The organism is Nostoc sp. (assembly GCF_036916655.1).
Lineage (GTDB): Bacteria > Cyanobacteriota > Cyanobacteriia > Cyanobacteriales > Nostocaceae > Nostoc.
In genome coordinates, this window is record NZ_JBALFY010000061.1 from 16,560 (window position 1) to 33,495 (window position 16,936).

Here is a 16,936-nt window from a genome sequence, read left to right on the forward strand (position 1 = left end):
ATTTAACCAATGACCAATGACTAATGACTAATGACTCCTACTTATTTCCAATCTTTACCAATGCGGATTGTCAGATCGGATTCTAAATCACCAATTGCTGACACTTCTATTTGACCCAAGCCTAAGACTTTTTTCAAATCAACTCCAACTCGTCGATTGCCTTTTTGGACAACAATCTGAGTTTGGCGTTGGGTATCTGGCCAATCAGGAACTTTGTAAATATTAGTAAAGCCTTTCTGTTTGAGATAAGCAATAACTTTTTCAGTTAGCTGAGGTTGATTGGAAGCATTTTGAATAGCAATTTTGAGGTTAGGAACCTGACGCATATCTGGTTTCAGACCAGGTACATTTACCCCAACATAATCATTCAGTAGGCTCTGTTGTCCAGTCATATTTAGCCAATAGCTATTAGGATCTTGGCTAAAACGGCTAAATGTACCAGGCAACACGGTCATTTCAAAATTATCTCGATCTAAGTTGAGACCGAAATTTACCAACGCCATCATTTCTTCCATCTTCAGATTGGTATCAAAGTATTTTCGCATTAAGCGAGTTAATTGAGGCAACCTGGGTAAGATGGTGGGACTCTTGAGGCGTTGCAGCAGGGCTGCTGTTAGTGCTTGCTGACGCTGCACTCTTGGCAAATCTCCCAAACCTGGTTCGCGGAATCGGACAAACTGTTCTGCTTGTTCGCCGTTGAGGGTTTGCCAACCACTGACTAAATTAATCGACAGCCGACTGCTAGAGTCTTTATATTCCATTGATTTCGGAACAAAAACCTCTACTCCGCCTAACTGATCGACTAACTGCCGTAATCCGCTAGTAGAAATACGGATGTAGCGATCGATTGGGGCGTTATTTAAGGTACGGCTAACTACCCGTGCTGCCAAGACTGGGCCGCCTTTGGCATTGGCATCAGATACCTTAGTTAATCCCTTTTCTCCCTTTTCGGGGATAGCGATCATTGTATCTTTGGGAATCGAAAGCACCCTTGCGGATTTTTCACTAGGGTTAAGGCGTACCAACAGCATGGAATCGCTTTTCCCGGCAAAGCTTTCTGGTGAACCATCAACAGTACCGCTGAGTGGTTCAATCCCCATAATTAAAATATTCATGGGTCGTGAAAGCTGATACTGGGAGAGTTTGCTCCATAACTCCCCTGGTAGGGGAATTTTTTGCTCGTCTTTACCAGCAGTTCCTAAATCTTCATCTGTTCGATCGAGATTGCTCCATAAAGGAGTCCACAGCGCTAACGTTGACACTAGCAATCCAGATAAGATGATGCCAATGACAACCGTCGTAATCAACAACAGCCATCGAGGTATGGTTAAGCCCAGTCTCTCAGAAAGCTGATTGGGAATCGCGCCCACTGATTCGACAACGCTACGGTTCGGATTCGCCGGCTGGTTTAGTTCTACATCCTCCTCCTCTGAGTCGGGTATTGGTGCAGGCGCTAGTTGACTTTCCGTCCGTTGAAGTTGCGACGATCGCACTTCACTTTCAAACTCTACTACTTGTTGAGATGTAACCGAATTTTCCGACCATTCGACTTGTTTTATCACAATTATCTCCCCACTCAACCACTCCCTAAAAGTATGTTAATCCAAGCTACAAATATTGCCAGTGGAAAAGCTCACTGTAAACTTGTAATGTTCTTCGGTAGGCGTGTATGACAACATGAATACTTTATTGTTCCCCGTGATCCTTGCTGGTGGTAAAGGTGAACGTTTTTGGCCCCTGAGTCGCAAAGAACGACCCAAGCAATTTTTAAGTCTTGATGGTAGCTCTAGAAGCTTATTACAAGCAACCGCCGATCGCTTGTTAGCACTCGGAGGAAGTTGGGATACCTTGTGGGTCATAACTTCTAGTCAGATAGCTGAAGGGGTAAGACAACAATTACCTGATTTACCAGTTGAAAACTTATTGATCGAGTCCGAAGGAAGAGACACTGCCGCAGCCGTTGCTTGGACAAGTTTAGAAATCAAACAGCGCTATGGAGAAGACGCTGTGATTGGCTTTTTCCCTGCTGACCACTGGATTGCTGACCAAAAGGCGTTTGCACACACATTAAGCGCGGCTACGCAACTGGCAGCAAGCACAGCAGCGATTGTTACACTGGGGATCAAGCCTACTTTTCCATCAACCGGTTACGGCTACATTGAGCAAGGTGAAAAAATAGGTAGCTTTAATGAGTTGCCAGCTTATCACGTGAACCGCTTTACTGAAAAGCCCGACCGGGAAACGGCAGAGACTTTTTTATCTACGGGACGTTTTAGCTGGAATAGTGGAATGTTCGTTTTTCGGGCAGGGGTTGTTCTCAAAGAACTACATACCCATGCTCCAGAAATTATCGAACCTTTAGAACAACATGGCCCTGATATCTATCCCCAGTTGCCTAAGAAGAGTATAGACTATGCGTTAATGGAAAAGACAACTCTAGCATACGTTTTGCCAGTTGATTTTGGTTGGGATGATTTAGGAGATTGGAATGCGATCGAACGCTTACTGAAGACAGAGGATACTCCGAATGTGGAACTAGCTACCCACATAGGGCTGGATACCCAGGGGGCAATTATTTATGCTTCAAATCCAGAGGATGTAGTTGTTACTATTGGTTTAGAGGACGTGGTGATTGTGCGCGATCGCAATGTCACCCTTGTTGTTAAAAAAGAACGTACCCAGGAAATCAAGCAGATCCTCAAAATTCTCCAAAGCGATTCCCGATTTACCGACCTGCTATAAAAGTTAGAACCCCTGGCAGAGGCGAAAAAGTCTATTTTTCTATTATAACTTGACTGTCTGTGATTCAATCTGACAGTTATGGACATTATTAGCTTTGAGCCTCTTGCCAAGACAATGGCCATCGATTCTATTACTGCGTATCAAAAATATATTTCTCCCTCCAAAGGATTTTCTTGTTCTCATCGCTTATTACACGGCGGGGATTCCTGCTCTAATTACGTCAAAAGGATGCTGAACGAACAGAAGCTCCAAGAAGCCGTACAATCATCCATAAAAAGATTCCAAGACTGTGCCGCAGCTAGCAAAACTTTAACAAGAACTAAAGCTAGAGCCGACTTCCGTTGTATTGTTATCCCCTGCTGCTTACCTTTTTAACTTACAAAAATGTTCCTCACCCAAACTGTTCCCCGTCAACGAGAAATCCTGGAAGTCTTCCTTCGCAATGGTTGGGACTATATGCGAAGGTTACTTACTGGTGGTAAAGCTGATGAACCGCAGCTACCGACACCAGCGGTTTTAAAAAATATTCTGGTAGATTTGGGGCCAGTTTACGTCAAACTTGGACAGTTACTCTCTACCCGTCCAGATTTACTGAGTGCCGCCTATATTGAGGAACTATCAACTCTTCAAGATGAAGTACCACCAGTTCCTTGGTCAGAAATCGAAATAATCCTCCGCAAAGAATTAAAACGTCCATTAGCAGAAACTTTCAGCACAGTTAACCCTATCCCCGTAGCAGCCGGATCAATTGCCCAGACCCATCGCGCGACACTAGCGGACGGTCGAGAAGTCGCTCTGAAAGTCCAGCGTCCCGGAATTGATACTACTATTGCCCAAGATATTGCTTTAATTCAAGGTATTGCCGATTTAGTGGCGCGGACTGATTTTGGGCAAACCTACGAAATCAAATCCATCGCTGAAGAATTTACCAAAGCCTTAGAAGCTGAGTTGGATTTTACACGGGAAGCGGGTTTTACAGACCAACTGCGACGTAACTTATCTAAAAGTCGTTGGTTTGATCCCACACAAATAGTAGTTGCAGAAATTAACTGGGAATTGACCACAGAAAAATTACTGGTGATGGAATGGCTAGATGGAGTGCCGTTCCTGTCGGCGGATTTGGATAATGACACCAATGGTAAAGACCCGACTGTACAGCGTAAAGAAATAACTACTTTGTTATTTCGGGTATTTTTCCAGCAACTATATATTGATGGCTTTTTTCATGCCGATCCCCATCCGGGAAACTTGTTTTATCTCAAAGATGGCCGTGTTGCTCTTTTAGACTGTGGCATGGTGGGAAGACTTGATCCCCGCACACAGCAGATATTAACAGAGATGTTGTTAGCGATCGTTGATTTAGATGCTCAGAGGTGCGCTCAGTTAACTTTGCAGCTAGCAGATTCGGCTCAACCAGTTATTTTGTCGCGGCTGGAAAATGATTATGACCGGATGCTACGAAAGTATTACAACGTCAGTTTGACTGAGATGAATTTCAGTCAGATAATCTATGAAATTTTGCAAGTTGCCCGCAATAATAAAATTCGCCTACCGAGCAACATGGGTTTGTATGCCAAAACCATAGCCAACCTAGAGGGTGTGGCGCGGACATTCAACCCAGAGATTAATTTGATTGATGAAATCAAACCATTAATTACAGACTTGTTTCGTCGCCAGTTAATAGGGGATAATCCAGTGCGATCGCTCCTACGGACAGCCTTGGATCTAAAAAGTCTGTCTCTCCAATCTCCTCGTCAAATCGAACTGTTATTAGACCGTGTTACCTCAGAAACCTTACAGTGGAATCTATCACTACGGGGTTTAGATGGCGTGCGGCGTACTATGGACGATGCCGCTAACCGCCTATCTTTTAGTATTTTAGTGGGTTCGCTGATTATGGGTGCGGCAATTATTTCCACCAGAGCGCAGACAACCCAGCTATCTTTTTTAAGCACCATCCTGTTTGCAGTCGCTAGTTTATTGGGTTTGTGGTTAATTATCAGTACACTGCGATCGGGACGTTTACGGTAAAACCATTCTAAATTTTGGATTTCGGATTGAAGAAAAATCTAAAATCTCAAAATAATTAAAGGTCTGTAGTAAGCTGTCCTACCTCTTAAAATAGGTTTAGAGCCGTTTACTACAAACTCATTTAATTAATACTGTATTACGTAACATCGTTTGATTTATTCTTGACGATTTATTTGTACTAATTACCCTAAGCTTGCACTTAATATCGGCGTAATTTGCGGTTCATTTAATAAGCTAAAAAAATCTAATTTGCATAATCAAATTAAACACATTAAATCTTGTGGGGTGGGCATCTTGCCCGCCCAATATATGCAATTTAAATATAGAACAGCTTAATTAAATGCATCCTCATAGCTAATCAGTCTTACATCTGCGATTCTAATATCAAAAATATGTCAATCATCATTGCAGAAAATCTGAGTAAATCTTATCCAGTCGCAGTTAAAAATCCCGGAATTAAAGGTACGATTACACACTTATTTCGTCGTACCTACCGCTCAATTAAAGCAGTTCAAGATGTTTCCTTTGAAATTGCCCCTGGTGAAATAGTGGGATTTTTAGGCCCAAATGGTGCTGGTAAAACCACCACACTAAAAATGCTTACAGGGCTGATTCATCCCTCTGGCGGTACAGTCAGAGTCGCTGGACAAATTCCGTTTCAGCGTAAAGAAGCATTTTTGCAAAAAATTACCTTGGTAATGGGGCAAAAACAGCAGCTAATTTGGGACTTACCAGCACTCGATTCTTTGAAAATTAATGCCGCTGTATACAACATCTCTGATAAAGAATTCCAGCGGCGGGTGGGAGAATTAACAGAAATGCTTTCCTTAGAAGGTAAGCTTACCCAACCAGTACGGAAGCTGTCTTTGGGTGAGCGGATGAAGGCAGAATTGTTAGCAGCACTTTTGCATCATCCCCACGTATTATTCCTAGATGAACCGACGCTAGGATTAGATGTAAATGCTCAGGCAGCGGTACGCGAGTTCTTGCGCGAATACAATCAGCGTTATCAGGCGACAGTGCTATTAACAAGTCACTACATGGCTGACATCACAGCTTTGTGTCAACGGGTGCTATTGATTCACCAAGGAAGGTTGATGTATGACGGCAGCTTAGATGGACTGCTGGAACGTTTTGCTCCTTACCGAGAAGTCTATATAGAGTTAGCCCAACCTCTACCAATAGAAAAACTTATGACTTATGGTGATGTGAAACTTTTAGAAGGACGAGCAGTGCGTTTTATGGTATCGCGAGAGGCACTCACCCGCACAGTATCTCAGATTTTAGCGGATTTGGAGGTAATTGATTTAACTGTCACCGAACCGCCTGTGGAAGAAGTAATTGGACGAGTTTTTCAGGCAGGTGTTGTGGAGTAGAGAGGCGATTTATCGCGTCTTTATACCTTTATAAGAGTGGAGAATTCTGGGTAATTTTTGTAGTGGGAAGTGAATAAATGAAGCAGATAATCAGAAAAGCCCTAACTTTCCTATCAGTATACTACGCCTATATGGTTGAGTATCGGGCAGAACTAATCTTATGGGTTTTAGCTGGATCTTTACCAATTATCCTTATGGGTGTCTGGATACAGGCAGCACAAGGAGGACAGTTTGGGCTATCACCTGTGGATTTTGCACGTTATTTCATTACAGTTTTTATTGTCAGACAACTAACTGTTGTTTGGGTAATTTGGGAATTTGAAAAAGAGGTTGTGGAAGGCAAGCTTTCGCCCAAGTTACTACAACCACTCGATCCAGTATGGCATCACGTTGCTGGGCATATTTCTGAAAGATTTGCTCGTTTAAGCTTTGCTTTTCTATTAGTGGGATTATTTTTTATTCTCTATCCCCAGGCTTTTTGGATACCAAGTTTACATAGATTTTTGCTCTTTATATTAGCAGCAGTGCTAGCTTTTGCTTTGCGGTTTTTGATTCAGTATACCTTTGCTATGTTCGCCTTTTGGACAGAACGGGCTAGCGCTTTAGAAAATTTTTGGTTGTTATTTTATCTATTTTTATCTGGTTTGATAGCACCGTTAGAGGTCTTTCCAGAAGCAGTGCGAAAAATAGTTATGTTTACGCCTTTTCCCTATTTAATTGATTTTCCTGCGAGTCTTTTGATAGGGCTACCTGTAGATATAGGGCGGGGATTTTGGTCAATGGTGGGTTGGATATTAGTATTTTTGGGTGCGAATCGCTTGCTTTGGCGTATGGGTTTGAAGCGGTATTCTGGGATGGGAGCATGAACAACTTATCGAAATAGAAGCCAGGAGTCAGGAGTCAGAATTAATTTTGTACGACTAGCGAATGAATCAATGGGTTCAAGACACCCCACCAGTTGATTCTGACTCCTGAATTCTTCTTCAAATGAATTGCCGTAATTCATCTAGAGTATTAACGCTCTTAATTCCCTGGTGAATTGCTCTTAATCTATCTAAATCGTAAATTTGAGATATTTCTGGCATCACTTGCAAGCCCTCAGTGCCGAATTTTATCTCCAAAGCGAGTTCGATACCTGACAGTATCTCTTCTCGCCGTCCTCGTTCTTCCCCTTCTCTCAAAATTTGTTGATACCAGGGAGATTCGCGTAATATTGCCATATCCCACCTCATGATTTGCTGAACTAAAGCGCTGTCTAATACGAAGGTAGCAAAAAAAGCCATAACAGTTTCTAACTGGCTCAATTGCTCATCGGCGCGGAGAATCTGCAATGCCCGTTGCACAGTCGATTCTTCTGCACCTCCCTTGAGAATTGGAACAAAGGGAAGCAAGCAGGGAACAGGTTGAGTAAAAGCAATTTCCACATCGACTTCCCAGAGGTTAATAACATGGTAGTCTTGACGCGCCTGCAAACCTGCAAATTGCGATTCGTAGCTGGTGGGTATTTCAACATCACTTTCTTTGAGGATGTTAACTAGTACCGGATAGGTGGGCAAATTGTATTTTTCTTCTGCCAGTGCTGTATAAGCCCGCATCCGTTTGGGCATTTCAGGTTTGTAGCGTAATTGTAACTCGTTAAGTACGATAAATTCGCCATATTGGGGACTTGTGGCGCGGACTAATACATCACTCTCACGACTAATCCACTGGAATTCAGAGTTGAGTATTTCACCAGATACAATATCGGGAATCTGTGTTACCCATTTTACCCAATTTTCGGGTGCGAGGCTGATTAATCGCTTGGTGCTAATATCTGCTGCTTTAGCCATAAGAGAATGTAGATGACTATAGTTGTAGTTTATGGCTAAAGTGGTAATTGTTTACGATGGGCTATGCCTATATACTGATTGTACTTTGCTAGAGATTTTATAAATTGCTCGGTATTGTCTTAAACTTCTGTGCCGAACCTAAAGAATAATCTTCTAATTTAAAATCAGCAAAAGGCTTCTTTTCTAACCTATTTCTTAGCGCCTCGTCAAGAATCACACCTGCTGATTTTTTTTTGACGCCAATGATTACAACACTTCTCTGATATGCAGTTAAATCTTGATTTTTTTGACAATTACTTCGCTGAAATTGACCCAAATTCAATAAGCGATATTGTTTGATATTTGGTGTATTAGTAAATATTTTTCTCACTAAAAGTTGTATTTGCTTGGAACGTTCTAAAGCTACACGTTCTTGAACTGCTCTATCACTTTTGCAAGAAGCTGTGCCTACAGAGATTATTTCACTAGGAGATTCCATTATTTTTTCTATACCTTCTTGCTCTAGGTTCAATTTTAAAAGGTCAAGACTAATAATTTCATCATTATATTTTATTTGAAAGTTACTATCTAAAAGCCATTTATATTCTGGTGATAAGACTGCTATATTAAACTCAGCTATTCTTCCCTGACTATCTCTACCTTCTTTGTAAGAAAAATAATCTATATTACCTTTTTTTTCTGGATATTGTTTATAATTTGAGACTTCAAAAACCTCTGAATTTTGCATCGCTAAAGCGACTATACTCAGTAATCCTAACACTAAGAGTAGTACTGCAAAAAATGCTAACAGAGTCCCTTTTTCTAATTGTTTATTTGGAGATAATAATTTGTCATCAATTGGTACAGGGGAACTTTCGATCTCAGAAAATTCTCGCATATTAATATTTATAGGATTAGCTTTTATTAGTTGACTTTCTATTTCTTCTAGGTAAAGCAAAATTTCCTGGGCATTAACAGGGCGTTTTTCTATATCAGTTGCAGTTAGCCAATCAATTAAATTCAATAGTAAAGGTGAAATATGGATAGCATTATTCTGCCAGTGCAATAAATTGTGCTGGACATCATACATTTCTAAAGGATGGTATCCCGTCAGCAAAAATACAAAGGTGCGTCCTAAAGCAAAGAAATCTGATTGCGGTACTGCTTGACCATTCATTTGTTCTGGGGCGCTATAGCCAGATGACATCAGTGCTGTCATCTTGTCGCCGTTGCTAAGTTGGTCTTGGTAGGTTTTAGTAATTTCACTGGCAGTGCCAAAATCAATCAGTACTAGATTTCCCCAACTTTTATCATGGGAGGATCTAATCATGATGTTAGATGGCTTAATATCTCGATGTAGGTACTGTTTGCTATGTACTACATTCAAAATTTCTATTAACTGTCTTAACCAGTCTATGGCTTGTTCTTGGGATATGAGGCTATTTTGCTGCTGTAGCCACTGTTCTAAATTGTAACCATCGATTTTTTCCATTGCGATGCAATGCAGCACTAAACCATTTCGGGTTTGATACTGGAAGTAACTATCTTCTTTGGGAATGCCAGGATGTTTGAATTGTCCCAACACGGTTACTTCTTGCTGAAATAGTTCTACTGCTTTAGCGTCGCCTGATAAATCCTCTTTGAGTATCTTGAGAATCTTGGGGGTATCTTTTTCGTATGCCTCATAAACTTTACTAAAACCTGTTTTGTCACTCAACAGAGACTTCACCCGATAACGCCCTAGCAATTCCAGATGGGAACCACAACTTTGACAGAAACGGTTTTGATGATTATTCGGGTGATTTGGTTTGGGGCAAACGGGATTGATACAAAAGCTCATGAGTCGGGAATGGGGAATGGAGAGTGGAGGAGATGGGGGAAATGAGGGAGAATAAGCGATGCCCAATGCCCAATGCCCCTATTAATTCTTCTGTTGGTGTATGATAATCCCGTCCAATAATGATGAGATTTTTTATCTGTGTTCTACTAGAAAAGCTGCTACTGTTTGGTTAAATGCCTCTGGTTGTGTCAAAAATGGCCAATGATTACCGAGAACTTGGCAAATACGTAAGTTTTGAAGATAGGTTTTATAGGGTTGGATTTGCCAATTTTGGCGGTTCAGTCCTTGTTTTGGCTGGACAAATAGGGCAGGGGTGTCAAGGGGAATTGTAAAACCGGGCACTTGCATTACTGCCTCAAAAATCCCGTCGCGGGCGGCTATGGTAAATTTGCTGCCCCAACTCCCATCGGGTTTTTTTTCTATTCCTGCTTGGAAGACTTGCTGTTGTAAGGAACTCCATCCTTCATATTGCTTTAATTGCTGTGCTTGTTGTTCAGCTTCTTCACGACTGGGGAAGGGGCCCATACTTTTGAGAAAAGGCAAGAAGCGATACAACATTGGAAAAGTTAGCCTGAAAAGGCTGGGCATTTTCCAGATGAAAATCGGATCGACTAGAATTATACTCCGTAAACGCTTTGGGTTTTGTCTTGCCCAGATGGTGGCTAATTTGCCTGTCCACGAGTGACTTACAATGTGGGCAAAATCCCATCCAAGATGATCCATGAGTGCTTCAAGGTCTGCGATCGCACTCTCAAAGCTATAATCTATTTCTGGTTTACTACTTTGGCCATGTCCGCGCATATCTGGCGCAACGATATGGTAGTCTGCCGTCAAATAATCTCCTAAACTAGACCATACCAGAGCATGGTCGCCTAAGCCATGCAACAGCAATAAAGGTTCTTGACCTTGATTCCACTCCAAATAAGAAAGTTGGATATCAGGCTTTGATAAAGTTTGACGTACAGGCATCATTGCACATTCAGCCGTAGATAGTTTTGCGCTTATATGGTATCGCGGAAGATGGGACTGGGGACTGAGAGACAAGGGAGAATAACTAATCCTAAATCCCAAATCCCAATCCCCAATCCCCAATCCCCAATCCCCAATCCAATTGTTACCAAATACCACTTTATGACTCTGAGGATTGTATCAATTAACACGAAATAATGAGGCTAATGAATGCCAAGATCAAGAAAAGGATGCCCCAAGGATATTAAAAGTAATATGCCAGAATTACACCAATCAATTGCCCAGCATTATCACGAACGGACTAAATACAATCCTGAGACTCTCGCCTCTAAAAGTCAGCGCTTAGACTGGACTAAACAGCCAGTGCCTTTTAAAGAGTACAAAATTGGCTCTACTTTTGATCTCAAACCCTATATCCAAGAAAAACCAGAGGCTTATGCTAATAACCCGGATGCTCAATGGTGGCAAAGACTTTCGCGGCTGTTGTTTCGCAGCTATGGATTAACGGCAAAAATGCCTTCTATGGGTAGTGCGGTGTATTTACGTGCTGCTCCCAGTGCAGGCGGATTATACCCTGCTGAGGTGTATGTGGTTTCTCGTGGTACGTCGTTATTACCACCTGGTCTGTATAACTACCAGTGTCGGACTCATTCTCTCATGCATTATTGGGAAAATGATGTTTGGCAAAATCTCCAAGCAGCTTGTTTCTGGCATCCTTCTTTAGAAAATACCCAATTAGCAATTATTGTGACTGCGGTTTTCTATCGTTCTGCGTGGCGCTATGAAGATCGGGCTTACCGTCGAATTTTTCTGGATACAGGGCACCTGTTGGGTAATATCGAATTGGCTGGTGCGATTACTGACTATCGCCCCCATCTAATTGGTGGCTTTGTGGATGAATCGGTTAACGATCTGCTTTATGTAGATCCGCAACAAGAAGGTGCGATCGCTGTCTTACCTCTGGCAGACTTGTTAGATATTAATCAAAATTTGCCATTGGGATGTACTGCTTTACCTTCCGCTACCGAAACTAGTTATCCCCAAATCCCCGATGGCGAATTACTAACATATTTTCATCGACACACTCATATCCAATCTGGTGTAACTGGCAATCTCAATCTACCAGCTATTAAACAAGAAAAATCTTTGGAGGATAAATACAATTTTCCTTTCTGTTTAAAAATTCCCACCAACACTGCACCTATAGATTGGGGACAAAAGCTGTCAGAACTAGAAATCACCATGTACAAGCGACGCTCTACCCGCGCTTACAATGGTGAGGATTTAAGCTTTGATGAATTGAAAAGCTTACTCGATTTCACTTACCAGCCACAAAACTACATCGACCAAAGTTTAGATATTTCTCCAGACTACTTCGATCTAAATTTAATCGAAACATTTATTGCTGTTTGCGGAGTTAAAGGATTGGAGGCGGGTTGTTATTATTATGCACCGAAAGCCCAAGAATTACGCCAAATTCGGTTTAAAAACTTTCGCCGAGAGTTGCATTTTCTTTGTTTAGGACAAGAATTAGGGCGGGATGCAGCAGCAGTATTGTTTCATACAGCCGATTTGAAATCTGCGATCGCACAATATGGCGATCGCGTTTACCGTTACTTACACATGGATGCCGGTCATTTGGGGCAACGCCTGAATTTAGCAGCAATGCACCTGAATGTAGGCGTCAGTGGTATCGGTGGATTCTTTGACGATCAGGTAAATGAAGTTTTAGGTATTCCTGCTGATGAAGCTGTTTTATATATAACTACACTGGGACGCCCTAGATAAAAGATAGCCCAAGCTACCGTAAATAATACAAAGTCCACAAAGATTCTTTGCGAGAAGCTGTGCGTAGCTTCTCCGTAAGAGTATGCGCTATTTGCATTTTTTCAATCGATGAGGTTGCAAAAACTGACCATAGTTTGCTAAGAATACTGATGATGAATATAATTTTTCTTTAAAACCCACCCTTAAGCAACCCCAAGTACTCATTCAAATGGAGTAAATTTTTACTGCGAAAAAATAAATATCTTAACAATCTCATAGAGTAAAAACATTGGTTAATTTCAGTCTATGCTTTAGATCAATTCTTTGTGAAACTTTACAATATCAGGTTTGATGAGGCAAGTTACTTAAGCAACCTGTTCTATAGAACCTCACAGGTAATCGGTACTAGCTAATCTAATGTGGTATTACAAACGTTAAGAAAAATACGATTTTTATTTTGCAGATTTTACAAAAACTCAACTTTTTAAATTTCCACAAATTAAATCTGGCATTTAACAAAAATTTTGTCACAAAATCACCAATGCTGTTTCCTGAGAATGAAAGTCAAAAGAGTTTTAATCTCCTCTTCTCTAAAAATCCTCACCCAATGTGGGTATATGACCAGAATAATCTGCAATTTTTAGATGTAAATGAAGCTGCTGTTCTCCATTACGGTTACTCACGAGAAGAGTTTTTGCAAATGCGAATAACTGACATTCGCCCTTCAGAAGATGTCTCTCTATTGCTGGAATATTTAGAACAAAATCACTCTAACTTACATTTTGCGAAACAATGGCGACATCAGCGAAAAGACGGACAGATTATTGATGTTGAAATTTTCACACAGACAATAGACTATAGTACTTCTAATGCTCGTTTAGTTAATATACGAGACATCACAGAACACAAACAAATAGAAAAAACTCTTCAAGAAAGTGAAGCTAGGTTTCGAGTTATTTCTGAAGCTATTCCTGTTCCATTCACTATTTCGCGTGTGTCTGATGGATTGATATTATATGCTAATACACAATTGTTTCAAACATTTCGGATTTCTCCAGAGTATTTAGTTAATCGTAAATTTTTTTTAGATTTGTATCATGATTTGGCAGATTTAGAAGCACTTTTAAAGATTCTTAATCAACAGGGCTTTATTCATAATTATGAACTCCAATTAAAAAGGGCAGATGGAACTCATTTCTGGGCGATCGCTTCATTGCAATATTTAACATTTAATAATGAGTCAGCAATTTTAACAGTATTTAATGATATTAATGATCGCAAAAATGTTGAAACAAAACTTCAAGAGCAAAATGAATTTTCGCGGATAATTTTTGAGAGTATACCTTTAATGATTGCCCTCATCGATGCTAATGGTAAACTTCAGTGGGTGAACCAAGAATGGGAAAATATTCTTGGTTGGCGATTTCAAGATTTCCAAACTCGTGATGTCTTGGAAGTGTTATATCCTAATCCTGAATATCGACAGTATGTAATTAATTTTATTCAGTCTGCACAACGTAATTGGGGTGACTTTAAAACTCAGGTGCGCGATGGTCGTTTACTAGATACATCTTGGACTAATGTTTACCTTTCAAATGGTCAAATTATCGGTATTGGGCAAGACATCACAGAACGTAAGCAAACTGAACTAGCTCTAAAAGCTCAAGCCGAGCGGGAGCAATTAATGCGAACTGTGGCTCAACGAATTCGTCAATCTTTGAATCTTCAAGATATTCTGAATGCAACAGTTCAAGAAGTACGAGATTTACTTGGTGTCGATCGAGTAGTAGTTTATCAGTTTGACTCAGAGATGATCGGCACAATTATGGCGGAATCGGTAGAAGATGGATGGACAGTTTCTTTAGGCGTAGAGATTCATGACACGTGTTTTCAAACAGCTACAGGAATAGAGTATTATCAGGGACGCAAGCGAGCGATCGCAAATATTTATGAAGCTGGACTAACTGATTGCCATATTCGCCTGCTAGAACGGTTTGAGGTGAAAGCAAATTTAGTTGTGCCCATTTTACTAGAAGCAGGCTCTCAAAACCCTGGCTCTCACCTTTGGGGTTTACTGGTTGCTCACCAATGCTCTGGTTTTCGTGAGTGGGAAGAAAATCAATTAGATTTGCTCGATCATCTCACAGTCCAATTAGCGATCGCAATTCAACAATCTAGCATCTTAGAGCAAGCTCAAACTGAACTTGTTCAAAGACAAAAAGCTCAAGTCAAATTAAAAGCTGCCTTAGCTGAAAAAGAAGTTCTCTTAAAAGAAGTTCATCATCGAGTTAAAAATAATTTGCAAATTGTCTCCAGTTTATTACAACTTCAGTCACAAACACTCAAAGATCCAGAAGTCATCAAAGTTCTGAGAGAAAGTCAAAATCGAATTGAGTCAATATCTCTAATTCATAAAAATTTGTATACTTCAGCGAATATTGGACGAATTGATGTTGCTGATTATATCCACAATTTGGCTGCAAGCTTACTAATTTCCTATCAAATATGGCCTAATAAAATCGCTTTAGAAACTGATATAGATCCATTAAGTTTAAATGTTGACCAAGCCATTGCCTGTGGATTGGTGATCAACGAATTAATCTCCAATGCTCTCAAGCACGCTTTTCCCAACCAACAAGTAGGCACAATCAGTATTGCTTTACGTAATGCTGGCAATAATATCGAAATGACTATCCGAGACAATGGAATTGGTTTACCAGATAATTTAGATTGGAGAAATACTGATTCTTTGGGTCTATCGTTAGTACATGACTTGGTTACAGAACAACTAGAAGGCGATATCACTCTAGAACGCAATCATGGAACAGTATTTAAAATCAAATTCACGCAGTTAACTTTGCATTAGTAAATATCAAATGGGTCAAGCTAGGATTTTAGTCGTTGAAGATGAAGTGATTGTGGCTAGAACTATTGCCAGCCAACTGAGTCAACTAGGATACATTGTTACAGGTACCGCCTCATCTGGAAAAGTTGCCATTGCTAAAGCATCGGAAACTCAACCAGAACTAGTATTAATGGATATTATTCTTAAAGGTGATATGGATGGAATTGCAACTGCCATTCAGATTCGCGAGCAGTTAGATGTACCTGTAATTTATTTAACCGCTTATGGCGATGAGCATACTTTAGAAAGAGCGAAAATTACCCAACCTTTCGGATATATAGTTAAACCATTTACTACAAAAGATTTAAGAATAGCGATCGAAATCGGTCTTTTAAAACACCAGCTAGAACGCGAATTACGGGAGAATCGAGATCAGTTAGCAACCCTTTTAAACTCAATGAGTGATGCTGTAATTGCTGCAAATGAGCAGGGAAAAGTGACATTTATGAATCCTGCGGCGGAGGCCCTGACTGGCTGGCAGCAAAAAGATGCTTTAGGAAATGAGGCAGCAAAAATTTTTCATATTGTCGATGAAGTTACAGAGACAACATTAGAAAACCCTGTGACAAAAGTATTGCGCGAACAGCAGGTTGTTTATTTAGGGGAATTCACATCTCTAATTACAAAAAACGGCAAAAGAGTTCCAATTGGTGATAGTGCTTCACCACTGAAGGGACGACCTGACCAGATAAATGGTGTAGTCGTTGTTTTCTGGGATCTTAGCGAACGACGGCAAACCAAATTGCTAGAGCAAGCATTGGAGAAGGAGCAAGAACTTAACCGTCTCAAGTCATTATTTATCTCCACCGTATCTCATGAGTTTCGTAATCCTCTGACTGTTGTTCAAACGGCAGTAGAACTCATAGAAATGCAAGGAGCAAATTTGACTGATGCAAAAAGAGACATTTATTTAAAGCGAATTCAAGGTGCTGTGCAATCTATGGAAAAGCTCATGGAAGAAGTGCTGTTTATGGGTCGAGCGGAAGCAGAAAAACTCATATACAACCCTACTCCCCTTAATTTAGAGCAATTCTGTCTAGACTTAATCGAAGATTTTTCAATTATTGAAAGCAACGTATATGAAATTATTTTTACCTGTCATAGTGAGAATACGTCCGCTGTTATGGATGAAGTACTTTTACATTATCTGTTTGCAAATATTCTCTCAAACGCGCTTAAATATTCTCCCAGAGGTGGCAAGATTCAGTTTGATTTAATATGCGATCCGATTGAGAAAGTAGCAATTTTCCATATTCAAGATCAAGGTATGGGCATTCCCGAAGCAGACCAACCTCGACTATTTGAATCATTCTACCGAGGCTCAAATGTCAAATCAATTAAGGGTACTGGATTGGGATTAGTAATCGTTAAAAGGTGCGTTGATGCCCATAGAGGTCAAATCAGTGTCACCAGCCAAGTTGAAGTCGGTACTATATTTACAGTAATTTTGCCCTTAAATTCCGAATTATCCTTGACGGAAACTTCTGAATTATGAATT

Annotated in this window: 12 protein-coding genes; 8 read left to right on the forward strand and 4 right to left on the reverse strand. The window is 40.5% G+C overall.

Translation table 11 applies throughout. The features are described from left to right. Positions 1-41: 41 nt before the first annotated feature. Positions 42-1,562 carry an LCP family protein gene (locus tag V7L31_RS14665; RefSeq protein ID WP_334696903.1) on the reverse strand — a complete coding sequence of 507 codons (1,521 nt, stop codon included), beginning with the start codon at positions 1,560-1,562 and terminating at the stop codon, positions 42-44. 115 nt (positions 1,563-1,677) lie between these two features. Here V7L31_RS14665 and V7L31_RS14670 point away from each other — a divergent pair, with 115 nt between their 5' ends. The 5 genes from V7L31_RS14670 (at position 1,678) to V7L31_RS14690 (ending at position 7,015) form a co-directional block, all read left to right on the forward strand. Next, complete coding sequence (locus V7L31_RS14670; RefSeq protein WP_334696904.1) at positions 1,678-2,742, forward strand: mannose-1-phosphate guanylyltransferase; 1,065 nt, start codon at positions 1,678-1,680, stop codon at positions 2,740-2,742. Positions 2,743-2,820: 78 nt separating this feature from the next. Then, positions 2,821-3,117 (forward strand): membrane protein insertion efficiency factor YidD, encoded by a 297-nt coding sequence (gene yidD, locus V7L31_RS14675; RefSeq protein WP_334696905.1) that lies wholly within the window; start codon positions 2,821-2,823, stop codon positions 3,115-3,117. A 9-nt stretch (positions 3,118-3,126) separates the two neighbouring features. Next, entirely contained in the window at positions 3,127-4,773 is a 1,647-nt protein-coding gene (locus V7L31_RS14680; RefSeq protein WP_334696906.1) for an ABC1 kinase family protein, read from the forward strand. Positions 4,774-5,165: 392 nt separating this feature from the next. Continuing rightward, positions 5,166-6,149, forward strand: coding sequence for an ABC transporter ATP-binding protein (locus V7L31_RS14685; protein ID WP_334696907.1), 984 nt, complete (start codon positions 5,166-5,168; stop codon positions 6,147-6,149). 77 nt (positions 6,150-6,226) lie between these two features. Continuing rightward, positions 6,227-7,015 carry an ABC transporter permease gene (locus tag V7L31_RS14690; protein ID WP_334696908.1) on the forward strand — a complete coding sequence of 263 codons (789 nt, stop codon included), beginning with the start codon at positions 6,227-6,229 and terminating at the stop codon, positions 7,013-7,015. 117 nt (positions 7,016-7,132) lie between these two features. On the opposite strand, the gene V7L31_RS14695 is transcribed toward V7L31_RS14690, so the two are convergent. The 3 genes from V7L31_RS14695 to V7L31_RS14705 form a co-directional block, all read right to left on the reverse strand. Beyond that, positions 7,133-7,978, reverse strand: coding sequence for an Rpn family recombination-promoting nuclease/putative transposase (locus V7L31_RS14695; protein WP_334696909.1), 846 nt, complete (start codon positions 7,976-7,978; stop codon positions 7,133-7,135). A gap of 97 nt (positions 7,979-8,075) precedes the next feature. After that, on the reverse strand, positions 8,076-9,797 hold the full coding sequence (locus tag V7L31_RS14700) for a serine/threonine-protein kinase (protein WP_334696910.1): 1,722 nt from the start codon (positions 9,795-9,797) through the stop codon (positions 8,076-8,078). 132 nt (positions 9,798-9,929) lie between these two features. Beyond that, positions 9,930-10,766, reverse strand: coding sequence for an alpha/beta fold hydrolase (locus V7L31_RS14705; RefSeq protein WP_334696945.1), 837 nt, complete (start codon positions 10,764-10,766; stop codon positions 9,930-9,932). A 255-nt stretch (positions 10,767-11,021) separates the two neighbouring features. Between V7L31_RS14705 and V7L31_RS14710 the strand changes: the two genes are divergently transcribed. From V7L31_RS14710 to V7L31_RS14720, 3 genes are all read left to right on the forward strand, one after another. Further along, a complete protein-coding gene (locus tag V7L31_RS14710; protein WP_334696946.1) occupies positions 11,022-12,554 on the forward strand; it encodes a SagB/ThcOx family dehydrogenase in 1,533 nt (510 codons plus the stop codon). 520 nt (positions 12,555-13,074) lie between these two features. Continuing rightward, positions 13,075-15,399 carry a PAS domain S-box protein gene (locus V7L31_RS14715; protein WP_334696911.1) on the forward strand — a complete coding sequence of 775 codons (2,325 nt, stop codon included), beginning with the start codon at positions 13,075-13,077 and terminating at the stop codon, positions 15,397-15,399. A 10-nt stretch (positions 15,400-15,409) separates the two neighbouring features. Then, positions 15,410-16,933, forward strand: coding sequence for a hybrid sensor histidine kinase/response regulator (locus V7L31_RS14720; protein ID WP_334696912.1), 1,524 nt, complete (start codon positions 15,410-15,412; stop codon positions 16,931-16,933). Positions 16,934-16,936 lie beyond the last annotated feature (3 nt).